Source organism: Firmicutes bacterium HGW-Firmicutes-1 (assembly GCA_002841625.1).
In the GTDB taxonomy this organism is placed as follows: Bacteria; Bacillota; Clostridia; order Lachnospirales; family Vallitaleaceae; genus HGW-1.
Window position 1 is genome coordinate 282021 of record PHAG01000009.1, and the last position, 13741, is coordinate 295761.

General features: G+C 31.8%; 8 protein-coding genes and 1 pseudogene. All 9 read left to right on the plus strand.

Annotated elements, in window-relative coordinates; genetic code table 11:
* The first annotated feature begins 204 nt into the window (after window positions 1-204).
* The 9 genes and pseudogenes from splB (at window position 205) to CVU84_12325 (ending at window position 13726) form a co-directional block, all read left to right on the plus strand.
* Window positions 205-1227, plus strand: coding sequence for a spore photoproduct lyase (splB, locus tag CVU84_12285; GenBank protein ID PKM94233.1), 1023 nt, complete (start codon window positions 205-207; stop codon window positions 1225-1227).
* A gap of 385 nt (window positions 1228-1612) precedes the next feature.
* Window positions 1613-5263 (plus strand): hypothetical protein, encoded by a 3651-nt coding sequence (locus tag CVU84_12290; protein ID PKM94234.1) that lies wholly within the window; start codon window positions 1613-1615, stop codon window positions 5261-5263.
* Window positions 5264-5589: 326 nt separating this feature from the next.
* On the plus strand, window positions 5590-7317 hold the full coding sequence (locus CVU84_12295) for a hypothetical protein (GenBank protein PKM94235.1): 1728 nt from the start codon (window positions 5590-5592) through the stop codon (window positions 7315-7317).
* The gene (locus tag CVU84_12300; GenBank protein PKM94236.1) at window positions 7305-8852 is read left to right on the plus strand and encodes a hypothetical protein; all 1548 of its coding nucleotides are present in this window, start codon (window positions 7305-7307) and stop codon (window positions 8850-8852) included. Before CVU84_12295 ends, CVU84_12300 begins: the two co-directional genes overlap by 13 nt.
* A 13-nt stretch (window positions 8853-8865) precedes the next feature.
* Window positions 8866-8940 (plus strand): annotated as a pseudogene (locus CVU84_12305) (zinc chelation protein SecC).
* 724 nt (window positions 8941-9664) lie between these two features.
* Window positions 9665-11284, plus strand: coding sequence for a hypothetical protein (locus tag CVU84_12310; GenBank protein PKM94237.1), 1620 nt, complete (start codon window positions 9665-9667; stop codon window positions 11282-11284).
* 357 nt (window positions 11285-11641) lie between these two features.
* Entirely contained in the window at window positions 11642-12634 is a 993-nt protein-coding gene (locus tag CVU84_12315) for a hypothetical protein (GenBank protein ID PKM94238.1), read from the plus strand.
* Window positions 12635-12674: 40 nt separating this feature from the next.
* Complete coding sequence (locus CVU84_12320; GenBank protein PKM94239.1) at window positions 12675-13163, plus strand: hypothetical protein; 489 nt, start codon at window positions 12675-12677, stop codon at window positions 13161-13163.
* A gap of 50 nt (window positions 13164-13213) precedes the next feature.
* Entirely contained in the window at window positions 13214-13726 is a 513-nt protein-coding gene (locus tag CVU84_12325; GenBank protein PKM94240.1) for a hypothetical protein, read from the plus strand.
* Window positions 13727-13741 lie beyond the last annotated feature (15 nt).

Here is a 13741-nt window from a genome sequence, read left to right on the forward strand (position 1 = left end):
GGATCAAACATAAACAACCTCCTTTGATATTTTATATAAGATCAAAGGAGGTCTTTTGTTTTAGAACTTGCAATTTTTACTTGAGTTCAAGTTCACTTGGAAATCTTTCATCATTGGTCAACTATAAATTATTTATTTTATAAATGAAGAAAATAAATTTATCCTAATAGTGACATAATAGTACTCAAAAGGAAGTGAATGATAGTGTTTAAACCAGAAAGAATCATTTTTGAAAAAGATGCATTAAATTATCCCATAGGACAAGAAATAAAAAATTATTTTAATAGCAATGCTAATATTGAACAAACAGTAGTTTCAAGTAACAGGGTAAAAAATTTAATTCCTGGTGATGAATTAAAAGAACAATATGTAAATGGTAAAAAAACATTGGTGGTAGGGGTAAAGAAGGGAATGAAATTTCAATCCTGTAAGCCGTCCGCCCACTATCAGCTACCTTTAGTTTCAGGATGTATGGGTATGTGTCAGTATTGTTATTTGAACACTAGATTAGGCGATAGGCCTTATATAAAAGTTCATGTTAATATTGAAGATATCCTAAATCAAGCTAGAGAATATACTGAGGAACGTATACCTGATATCACAATTTTTGAAGGAGCTGCTACATCAGACCCTATTCCATTAGAACCATACACACATAGTTTGCAAAGGGCAATTGAATTTTTTGGCAATCATGAGTATACAAGATTTAGGTTTGTTACTAAGTATAATGATGTAGATGGTTTATTAGATTTAAAACATAATGGTCATACAGAAATTAGATTTAGCATCAATACGGATACCATTATCAAACAGTACGAACAAGGCACTGCATCTAGAGATAAAAGGATAGAGGCTAGTATAAAAATGATGCAATCGGGATATCCCGTAGGGTTTTTGATAGCACCAGTATTTATTTATCCTGAATGGCAGAAAGATTATCATCAATTGCTAGAGATTCTTAAAGATAAAATACCTAAAATGTTAAAATTCCCTATTACATTTGAAATCATTTCCCATAGGTATACAACTACAGCTAAAAATAGAATTCTTGAAGTATTTCCAGAAACAACTTTACCTATGAATGAAGAAGATAGAAAGTATAAGCATGGTCAGTTTGGATATGGTAAATATATATATAAAAACGAGGATATGAAAGATATTAAAGAGTTTTTTGCACATGAAATTAATCGTTTATTTGATAGTAATGAAATTAAATATATAATATAAACTGAGTTTTTAAAGTTCTGTATTAACGGATTATTATTTTATGAAAAAGAAGTCGAAAATTAAAAGTAAGGCTTGTGACTTGTAAGAAAATGTAATATACTTTTAATAGATATCGGTAAGTAAGGCATGGGAGAGGGTAGTGACAGCTTGAGAATATGACTTATTAGAGAACTATTATTTTATAATTATATATTGATTGTAAAGTTACCCTCGGTGAGCTTTTGAAAGTTTGTAATTGGCAAATTACAGATTATTTAATTGCTGGTTCGGGGGTTTTTTGTGTTGTTTGAAGGTATAAGTAATTATGTCTATAATGCGAAATTTACATTGTCTGATATAAAGCTTGACTATAGCAATAATGGGAAGTAGAGAGGGATGACAAGCCATGGATAATAAACATAATTTTCAAAAATTGACACCAATAAATAAAGCTGACATGGGCATTTACAATGATGCATTAAATTATGTGTTTGACAATCCCGACATAAAAAATGTTGGAATATCTGGTGCATACAGTGCTGGTAAAAGCAGTGTTATTGAAACTTATAAAACACTACGGCCTGATATAAAATTTATGCATATTTCACTTGCAAATTTTCAACCATCATCTGCTGATGCTTATCAAGCAGATAATCAAAATGAGAATGTTCTTGAAGGAAAAATCTTAAATCAACTAATACATCAAATAGAACCTGCGAAAATACCTCAGACTAACTTTAGAGTAAAACGTCAGCTGTCCTCCCCAAAACTATGGCTGGTAACAGCTTTGATTTCGTCATTTTCACTTTTGTTAATATATATATTGAATTTTAGTAGATGGGGCAAATTCATTGGAACACTCACTCCAGCAGTAGTTGGTAAAGTTTTTAGTTTTACTACAGCACCACTAACGGCACTGTTAGCAGGTATCGCTTGTGTCATGATCCTTTTTTATTTGATATTTTCAGTTATTAAAGAGCAATTTAATAGAAACCTGTTTAAGGGAATCAGCGTACAAGGAAACACTATAGAAATCTTCGAGCAAAGTGAAGAATCATTTTTTGATAAGTATCTTAACGAAGTCTTGTATCTCTTTGAAAACTCAGATAGGGATGTTATTGTGTTTGAAGATATGGATAGGTATAATACCAACCAAATTTTCCAGCGTCTTAGGGAAATTAACACGTTAGTTAATAGCCGAAAGAAGAGCACTGAGAAACCTTTACGGTTCTTCTATCTCATGAGGGATGATATATTTATTTCTAAAGAGCGCACAAAGTTCTTCGACTTTATTATGCCTGTTGTTCCTGTTTTGGACGGTTCAAACTCGTACGATCAATTTATTGCCCACTTTAAGAAAGGCATTATTTTCGATTTGTTTAACGAGCACTTTTTACAAGAAATATCATTGTACATTGACGATATGAGAATTTTAAAAAACATTTACAATGAATTCTTGGTTTATCACAATCGCATAAGCACTACTGAACAAGACCCCAATAAGCTGTTAGCAATAATTATTTACAAGAACATCTTCCCGAGAGATTTTAGTGATCTTCAATTAAATAGCGGATTTGTTAATACGCTATTTAGTAAAAAAGATGAGTTCATAAATGATGAGATTGCACGGTTGAGAGTAAAAATTGACACGATTAACAGTATAATAGAAGCTGCTGAAAATGAGCATTTAAAATACGTAGATGAAGTAAATGAGCTTATCAACCCAAAGATTCAAGAACTGCAACGAGTTAATTACTATAATAATAATAATACACAAATAAACATCTTAATTGCAGAAAGAGATCAAAGAATAAGCAATCTAAACAATAGAAGTGATGAAAGGCTAAATAACCTGAAAGGGCAAATCTCCAAAACAGAAAGTGACATCATAGCACTTCAAAATAAGAAACTTCATGAGATTATCAATAAGGAGAATGTGGAACAAATTTTCACTGTAACTTATACAAACGAAATCGGAGAGGAATCAAGCTTTAATGAAATCAAAGGAAGCGATTATTTTGCTCTGATAAAATACCTCATTAGAAATGGATATATTGATGAAACATACCCGGATTACATGACATATTTTTACGAACACAGTTTAAGCCGCATTGATAAGATTTTTTTGCGAAGTGTCACCGATCAAGATGCAAAGGATTATACTTATCAGCTTAAAAATCCAGAGATAGTACTTACACATTTAAGTGTACATAACTTTGAAAAAGAAGAAATTCTTAATTTTGATCTGTCGGCTTACTTGCTTGAGCATCAAACTGATATTAACAAAAATAAGTTGTATAATATGCTCGTGCAGATTAAAGAAGGTAAGAATTATAAGTTTGTTAGTTTATATTTTGAGTCCGGAAAACGTATAGCACCCTTCGTAAAAGTTCTGAATAATGTGTGGACAGAAGCTTTTTACTCTATTCTTTCAGAAAGCAACTTTACAGAAGAACAAAAAAAGAATTACGCATTACAAAGTATTTATCATACTACCACATCTGATTTGGAACGAATGAACTCAGAGAATGCACTTTCAGATTTTATAGCTTCTCACAGTGATTTTCTAGATATTGAGGAACCGGATAGTGAGTGCCTAATAGAGGTATTTCGCTTGTTAGACGTTAAGTTTTTGGATATTGACTACGAAAAATCTAACAAAGAACTGTTCCAAGATGTATACGCAAATGATTTCTATGTTATTGGTTTTAATTTGGTATGTCTCATGTTAAGCAAAGTATATGGTTGTTCGGAAGAAAGCGAATTAAAACAAAAGAATTATACGCTAGTTCTCCGTAAACCTGATGAGCCACTTGTAAGATATATACAAACAAATCTGAATGAGTATGTCAGTGTGATTTTAGAACATTGTGAGGGAAAGATTTCAGATTCGGAAGTAGCGGTTCAGGAACTTCTTAATGATACTGATTTAGAATCATCACTAAAAAGCGATTATATTGACAAGCTCAACACTCCTTTAAGTAATCTACAAGATATTGATGATATCTCTTTTTGGCCTCAACTACTTGATTGCAGATTGATCGTATACTCCGAAAGTAATGTTCTGCAATATTTCTGCCGGAGTGGTAGCGGCCTTGATAAGTCTTTAGCAGATTTCATCAATAGCAAAGGGAACAGTTTTAACTTTTACTATGATGAAATAGATAGTGAATTCGAAAAAGGAAATGGGGCAAAGTTCTTTTATGAGGTAGTGAGGAGCGAGGAGCTGAATATTAAAACTTATGCAAGCATCTTAAATTCTTTAAATAGGCATATTAAATCATTTAATATAGATGGCATATCCGATGCTAAAATGGATGTGCTGATAGACCAGGGAATTGTTACCATGATTCCAGAAGTATTATTATTTATGAGAGGGCACTACCAACATAAGATAATAGATTTTATTAAGCACAATATTCAAGAGTATACAGAAGTCGTTATCTCAGAAGAAACATTTGATTTCAATGAAATGCTAGAAATTTTAGAAACTGATATTGATGACAAATACAAATTATCTATTTTGGTAAATACTGTCGACCCAATATCCGCAATGTTAAATTCCTGCTCAGTAGAAGTTAAAGCATATATTTTACAGAATAATCTAGATTCTAATGATATTCCAAAACTACTTAAGGCATATCCATCTTTTGCCGAAAAACTACAATTCATTGTAAATGATATAGCAATGCAAAACCTTGATGAAATTATCCAAAATAATTTTTTTGTACCATTTCTATTATGCAAACAGTTACTTAGAATGTCTTCAGTCAATACAGATGTCAAATCACAACTTTTTGCAATGACTGTAGATGATTTTTCAGAATCTGAATGCAAAGAATGTCTTTCAATTCTGAATTACACGGATTTGATTAGTGCTTTCAACGGAAAACGGCCTGCTATTCCTATTACAGATACAAACCAAAGAATACTGGATATATTCGTAAAAAAACGCTGGATAGTAGGGTATGACGTGGATAAAAGAGATGAATCTTTGTTCAGAATTAGTAGTAGGCGTATAGCTAAACGAGAAACATTGCCAACAGAATTGCTTTAAATAACTTTCCATTATGTTACGATGGACAAACTTGGTATAGCAATAATGGGAAGTTGAGCCTTATTATAAGTGCTATCTAAACTGAGAAGCTTTGTTTAGAGTTTATGATATGTTGAACCGTATCATAAATGACGGCGTTTTTTTTGATTGCTATGTTTGTAGAAATCAATAGTACCATAAGTAAATGTGATTGTTTTTTAGTTATGTAGAGTATAAATTTTTAAACTATTTGCTGATGAAATTACCAATATAGATAAAGAAGTTTATAACATTTAAATTGTATTGTTATTAAAATATATGGATGATATATAGATAAGGAGGGTTACATGCTACTTAATCACCTAACCATAAAAAACTTTAGAAATTTTGAATCTATAGAATTGTCTCTAACAAATAAGAATGTGGTATTTGGTCTTAATGATATCGGAAAAAGTAATTTTCTTGCAGCAATCAGATTTTTACTAGATATAAACTATAGAAGAAGTGGATTTGTTGATTCTGATTTCTATAATCGTAACACTGATAAAGAGATTGAAATAACCTTAAAAATCGACATATCTGATTTTGCAAATGATGATAATAAGAAGATACGTACTATGATGAAAGGCGCAATTCCATCGAATGAAGATTTTGTTTTTATTCAAGTAAAGTCAGTTTATAATTCTGATATTTTAATCGGAGAGCCTGATATGTTTTGGGGTGTCAATTATCAAAAACTTGAAGCAATTCCGAGTACTCAAACAAGATTTGCACTAGATAACTTTTTTAACATTGTTTACATAGATTCATCGATTCAACTTGATATCACGTTTAGGCGGTACTCAAAAGAGATTTTTAAAAAAGAATCAAGCATCACACAAGATGAAAAGAAAAAACTAGATAAAAGCATCAAAGACTTCAACTCTAGTATAAGTAAGCTAGGCTCTATTAAGTCATTTGAGACAGAAATATTAGATGAATATAAGAGGTTTAGAGAAGAAAAGAATTTAAAAGTTTCAATCCAATCGGAGATTGAAATAAGTAATATTCATAGTAAACTTACACCATTTATTCAAGATGATAAAAGCCAAAATTATCCTACCTCTGGTGATGGTAGAAGGAAGCTTCTGGCATACACACTCGTCACACTAGAAAATAGAAAGATTGAAGATAAAAAAATAAACATATTTCTAATTGAAGAACTTGAAAACCACTTTCATAGGTCGATGCAAATTGCTTTGTCTTATGAACTTTTCAATGATGTTTTATTCAAACATTTGTTTATTACTACTCATTCATCTTTAATTGTTAGCCAGATGGATAACGTCAACTTAATTAAACTATACAAAGAGTGTAAAGTAGTTGGAAAATCTCACGTTTATGTAGTTCCACAAGAGTATAAGAAAATGAAACAAAAGTTGAACCAGAATCTTGCTGAGGCAATATATGCAGATTATGTTTTGCTTGTTGAAGGACCATCTGAAAAAGTGATTTTCGACAGAATATTGGTGGATAAATGTCCAAAGTATGAGAGCTTAGGTGGATATATTTTAGAAGTCGATGGTATTAACTTCAAAGAGTATTATTCAGTATTAAAAGCTTTAGGTATATCCATTATTGCTAAAACCGACAATGATATTCAAAAAGTAAAGTCAAAAGACCTGTATCTATTAACTGGGTTTAACCGTTGCCTTGGATTGATTGGGAAAAGTGCTACACTTCATATGAGTGGATTAGACTTCAACAAATATGAAAATGATTCTAGTTATTCTGTTGATATTAAGAAATCAAATTATGATAAGGCAAAAAGAATTCGAAAGAAATTAAATGACAATCAAATCTTTTTATCTAGAGTCGATTTAGAGAACGACTTGTTTGAAGTAATACCAGGGGTACTGAATAATCTTGCTACTAACAACGGTAGTAAAAAATCTGGTGTTGACTATCTTCAAAGCGCAAAACTTGTAAATATGATAGAACTATGCAAAGATATGACTCCGTACTCCATCAATAAAATTTATTCACATGAACATTTCCAATGCATTAGAAAGTTGGTGAAATTATGCAACCAATAGACTTTGATATCAGAGAAAAAGTTCTTAATGACCAAGGTAATATTGTTATTAGCGCAAGTGCAGGAACGGGAAAAACACATACCACTATCGAAAGAATAAAAGCTGACATTAGCAGATGCAACAACTATCAGACGTTTGCTGCAATCACCTTTACAAACAAAGCATCAAAAGAAATTCAAAACAGACTTGGTCCCAATAAAGGATCAGGTTTTGTCGGGACTAACGATAACTTCATTTTATCTGAGATAATTCAACCATTCATGTATGATGTTTATGGGGAAGAATGCAAGGGAGATATAAAACCTGATTACAGTACTGAAAATCAGATTAAGAGCACAGTTGATGGTATTGAAAAAATAAAAGCAACATTGACAATGTGTAAAGCATCTAATCAAAAGAGAAATTTCCCATTCATTCTTACACTTGATATTTTGACTAAATCTGATTCAGCAAGAAAGTACTTAATGTCAAAGTATTATCGAATATATATTGATGAATATCAAGATAGTGATGTTGACATGCACAGGCTATTTTTATATCTTTGTGATGATTTAAATATTCCTCTGTTTATTGTAGGTGACGTCAAACAGTCAATCTATGGTTGGAGGGGTACGGATAAAGAAGGTTTCATTAGTTTGTTCACTAAAGACGGCTTCACTAAATATGAACTTAGACATAATTTCCGCTCAAATATTCAAATTCAAAATTACTCGAATATACTCATTGAAGATGTAAGACATTATTATCAAAAAGTAGAATTAAAGGATGAAGTTCAGTTATTTGAGTATTCAAGTGAAAATGAAGCGCTAGAATTTATTAAAAGCTGGGTTGATATGAAAGAGTCTTGTGCAATGCTAATATATCAAAATGCACAGGCAGAACGATGGAGTAATATGCTTAAAGCGGATGGTTTAGATTTTTCACACATTCCTTCTTCACCACTAGATAATTCTAACTTAGAAAGTGAACATATTTGGATTGCTCGTGAAATTGCAAAGTATAACTATCGAAGTTCATATAGTGAATACGATTTTATGGATGAAATAGTAACACCTAAAGCATACAAAGTATCAGAAATCAGAAAGCACCTAGAAGATACAGTTTCTAAAAAAGGGAACAAAGCAGAATTGAAAGATTCATATATTGAATTTCTTATTTATCTAGACTATGACGAAGGCACTCTAAACCTAAATCAAACCATTGATACACTATTCAAGGTATTGAATGACGATAAGTATTTCAATACCTATAATCAGGATTTGTTCAAACAGGTGGTTACTACAATTCATTCTGCTAAAGGACTTGAATACAAACAAATCATTATATTTGCGGATAATTATAATTTTCAGGATGATGATAATAGGTTTCTTCATTATGTAGCAGTTACAAGACCAGAAGATAAATTACTAATTTTATGTAATGGTAAATATAGTTTCAACAATTATATGAGAAAAATTAATTATGCAGTTGGTGAAACTAAGAAATTAGGCATTGAGATTGTAGTAGATGGCGTCATTAAAATAATGAACGATTAATGGGGGTACTTAAATGTCAATCGGAAGAAACGACCCTTGCCCATGTGGAAGCGGTAAAAAGTATAAGAAGTGTTGCCTTGACGGTGAGACATCATGGCGACAAGGAATAGTAAATAGTGACATCGAGCAAGCAGTTAAGACTACACTTCTTGGAGCTTATGACTTCATAGTTGAAAAGCAGCTCCAAGGCGGTTGCCATTTGATATCAGCTATTTTATTCATGCTATTATCAGAGCAAGGCTATGAGCCAATTGTTAAGACTGGTGAGGTAGGAATTGCTGATTATCTATTCGACCACTCATGGATAGAATTAGATGGTAAAATTATAGACCTTACAATTATGAACACGTTAGATGACAATAAAAATCTACCACCAATTGTGATGAATAAATCCGTATCGTCTGGATTAGAATCAGACTATAAATATGGGGTATCACCCAACCTTGATTTAGAAGCACAACTTGTTTTAGCTCAGTCGATTGGTCAATACATCCGTGCAGGAAAAGAACATAATGCTTATTTCATTTTTGAATCAATAGCTGAAAAATCTGGCATTCAGATTGAAAATACAGACCTTTTCCTTAAGAAATATATGAAGTCATATAGAAGACGCGCAGTGGCTATACCTAGCGGTGAGCGATAGAAAAAATCGCAGTCTAATATGCCACGTTGAACCGTATCATAAGTAGGAACGGTTTTTTCTATAAGTATTAACAAAGTCTAGAAATTTTGATTTATCTAGCTGTTTTATGTAATCAAGTATGATTGTTATAAAATTAGTATAGATATAAACGGATGAAGGGACAGGAAGTATGAAGAAATATTATGGAGTTATTAAGTCAGACTTTTATAACCAAATCAGGAATAAGTTTTATCAATTTGCAGCATTTACCAGAGGGTACATTCGGTTAGGAAAAGTTAACCGAATTAATGAGAGAAAGAGCTATCATTTTATTTATGAAGAAAAGATGAGTCCAATAAAACATGATAACAGCATACTTGATGGTAAATACTATAGACCTGTCTGCTTCATCGCACATGATATAATTCCAAAAGAGTACCTGGAAGAGTTTTCAAGAAATTTGCAAAAGTTACTGAAGAGACATATGTTTGGTAACCATACAATTATTTTTGAAGATGATAGGATTAAATCAAATGTTAGCATTGATAAACATGTTTGGAATTATGATTCTTGGAATGAAATCGGTTCTATAGATTTTAAGAACGACCGCATTCTAAGTAATCATATCAAATATGTACAATTGAAAACGCTGAATGTATCTGTATCCTATTTTGCCTTGCAGGTTGAAGTGTATTTATCACCAGAACGTCAAGCGGAGATTGAAGAAGTTGTAAATTCCAATTATGATTTAGACAAATACCATACAAGTTTGTTTTTGAGTTCAAAAAAGAATGGTGGGGCGAGAACTCGTTGGACATTGACAAGGTATAATCAAGATCATATGAAGAGTGAAGCTGTTGATGCTATGATGATAGAAACAAAGTGGTTTCTATTCAATAAACTCTCTAAGTGGTTTAGATTACAATTACATGGTAACGGCATTATGCCGCCTAGTGTCAATATTTACAAGACTGATATTCATTATAGTAATGAAGCAGCTACGAGATTCTTTTACTCAGTTGGGCTGAAGAAATTTGATGGTGAATTTCTGAGAGAAAATGCTAAGATATTCTTTGATATAGATCGCTCTTATGGCAACAGAAGCATGTATCAGGATTTCGTATATGTGGTTAATGAGGAAACAGAAGAGAAGCAAGATATGTATGTATCATTTGATCACCAAATAACAACTGAGTTTGAAGAACTTTATACTAAGATATTTAGATTTAGAATTGCAGATTATATTGGAGTTTATTATCATTCTGTATACTCTAAGTATCGTAATATTGTTAAGAGCATGAAATCAAATAAAACAAGCAGAAGGCGAGTGCTGAAAAACATATATAAGTTTGAATCTGATTTTGCCATGTTTGATAGAATCTTTACTGAGATAAAGTGGAAAATAGAAGAGAAGAAGGTGCATAAGTACTTTCCGGAGAAGGAAAAGATTGAAAACGTCCGTCCATGTTTTGGAAATTTCACTACAATAGATTATGCTTCTAGAGTAACGAAAGATCTTAGTATGATTTCGGAAAATAAGACTCAAATACTTGATGAGCTACAAAGAAAGAGCGATTTAATAAAACATAAAAGAGATTTTGAGAATGAGAACCGAAATTTCGCCATATCTGTAGTCATGCTAATGATAACTCTATTGACATTTATGGTTGTTATCTTTGATGGGCTTGCAAAGCCACTTAGTACGTTTATAGTCAATTCATGGGGATGGATAAGTGATAATTATATTATCACCCTTGTTGCGGTAAGTACACTGTTACTTATATTCATTTGGAATAGATGGCAACGATAGGACGTAAAACATAAGAGACCAATTAAGGGATATTATGTTTTTGATATCTGCCTTTATTCTATTCAAAAAAAGACAGGTTATCGTATATTTCTGGTGCTTGTTTTCATTTGTGTAATATCACTTTAGTGCCATTTTATTCGACAATGTAGCCCGACAACTAGAAATTTTATGACAGAGAAGAAAACACAGTTAAGTTCTGACGCTGAATCGTACCATAAATAACTATGAACTTCCGATTATGTTTAAACCCTGTCATGAACCGGTTCGGGACAAATAGTAGCAATAATTGGAAGCTGGATAGATTAAGATTATGTTTAATTTGGGCAATATCAATCATATTAGTGGAGGAGGGCAATAGTGAGTAAATTGCAAGAAGTCTTTAATAATCGTGAGATTGCAGTTGGAATATGGGTTATGTTTGCTGTTGCTATCTCAGTTTTTACAAAACCGGTTCGCCAATTCTTAAAATCAGTATTTCCAATATTATTTTGTCGCAAATTTGTTGTATTTTATATTGTCTTTTTAAGCTATTTTGGATTAGTGACATACGGGTTATATGCCATAGGTTTTTGGGATACTTCATTACTAAAAGACACAATCTTTTGGATCTTGTTTTTAGAGTTACCGTTATTTGTTAAAACAATAGAAAAGGCTAAAGATAACCATTTCTTTGCACAACTAATAAAAGAAAATATAGCATTAATTGTCATCATCGAGTTTATACTGAACTTCTGGACATTTGGAGTAATCACAGAAATTATTATTGTACCAATTTCTGTACTTATTGGTTTTTTATATGCGATATCAGCGAGAGAAAAAAATTACCAGCAAGTTAAACGTTTCCTCGACTGGCTTTTCGTCATTTTTGGTGTAGTGGTAATCATAAATACTGTTGCGAATATTATCCAAACACCGAATGAAATTATAAATGTAACTGTATTAAAAGAGTTATTACTCCCTATTCTATTGATTAACCTTAATCTTCCCATCGTATATGGATTAGCACTATACAATACATATGAACAAGTCTTTACGCGGGTAAAGGGTAATAAATCACAAAAGCCAAAAATTAAACGAAAGGTATTTCGATTCGCGGGAGTTTACCTATCCAAAATTACAGCTGTGCGTAATCATTCAGCACAAACCTTAGTGATTAGTTTAACTGAATCAGATATGAACGCCAATCTAGACAAACTGGAAAAACGGCTATCAATGCAAGTTGGGGAGAATTATATGAAAAGAACACGATTTTATATTATATGGTGCCTAGTCGGTATGCTTGCTTGTATAATCGGTCTTATACTAAGTAACTCTAATGTACCTTTGAAAGAACTATATTCACCGTATTAAGGAAATCATCACATACATTTGCTCTGACGGAATTATCATTTTGTTCTGTTTCTTTATCTATTCCATCGGATTGCGAAAAAAGAAAAACGAAGAAATATCGCAAGTAAAAAAATATTCTCTGCATAATTTGTTTTACCTAATTAAAAGGCAATATAATATATTACAGGAATTTCCACCCATTGACGCACCAAAAGAACTTTTTATGCAGTACATAACTACGGCATACGAATTGAAGTCAGAATGTGATAAATCTGCTGCAATATTCAAAAATCTATTAACAACATGGGAACTGGATATAATAAATCAGTTACAGCAATATATAGCCACATTGGTTCACAATATCGGAATAGACGAAGCTGAAATAAATCAATATACTCCAGATAGCTTCAATTCATATTTTGTGGACAAAAAATTAATGGCACCACAAAATGAAAAAATAAATGTTTTCACACATGATGTTCAAAATGGGATAGAAAAATACACGGAACAGATAAAATTGTGTTTTGAAGAGTTTAAGTCCTATATGTAAATTTAACTTCTCATTATGTTCATTACTTCAGAAAAAAGGAGAGATATATATTGCAAGATAGATATGCAGGTGATGTTGGTGATTTTGGAAAAATTGGCATGTTATGTAAGTTAACTGATAGCGGTTTAAGGATTGGTGTAAATCGGTACCTTACATACAAACTAGAAGAGCATATTAATGCAGATGGCAGACATATCGGATATCTAAATAATATTCTTTTCATATGCTGTGATGATGAACTATTGAAATCTCTTTACGCTATTGCGACTGGGATAAGAGGTGTTGTTCAACTGGAAAATGCAAATCTAATTCCCAAAGCGATTTATTATAGAGAAATACTAAAACCAGGTAGTGATAGAAATTTTAATAGATCAATCTGGTTTAGGAATTCATTAGAAGCATTATCGGAATGTGATATAATATTTTGTGATCCGGATAATGGCTTGATTGTAAAAAGTGTATCACAGAAGTCAAATAAAAGTGATAAGTACATATTACCAGATGAATTGGTTTCTTATTATAAGGCTGGAAAGAGCGTGATTTTTTATAATCATCGATATTGAGAACAAGAGCAGGCA

What these genes read in the sequence shown, in the direction of transcription:
- CVU84_12295 (PKM94235.1), top strand. Translation starts at nt 5,590, where the DNA reads ATGCTACTTAATCACCTAACCATAAAAAACTTTAGAAATTTTGAATCT.
- CVU84_12290 (PKM94234.1), top strand. Translation starts at nt 1,613, where the DNA reads ATGGATAATAAACATAATTTTCAAAAATTGACACCAATAAATAAAGCT.
- CVU84_12310 (PKM94237.1), top strand. Translation starts at nt 9,665, where the DNA reads ATGAAGAAATATTATGGAGTTATTAAGTCAGACTTTTATAACCAAATC.
- CVU84_12300 (PKM94236.1), top strand. Translation starts at nt 7,305, where the DNA reads ATGCAACCAATAGACTTTGATATCAGAGAAAAAGTTCTTAATGACCAA.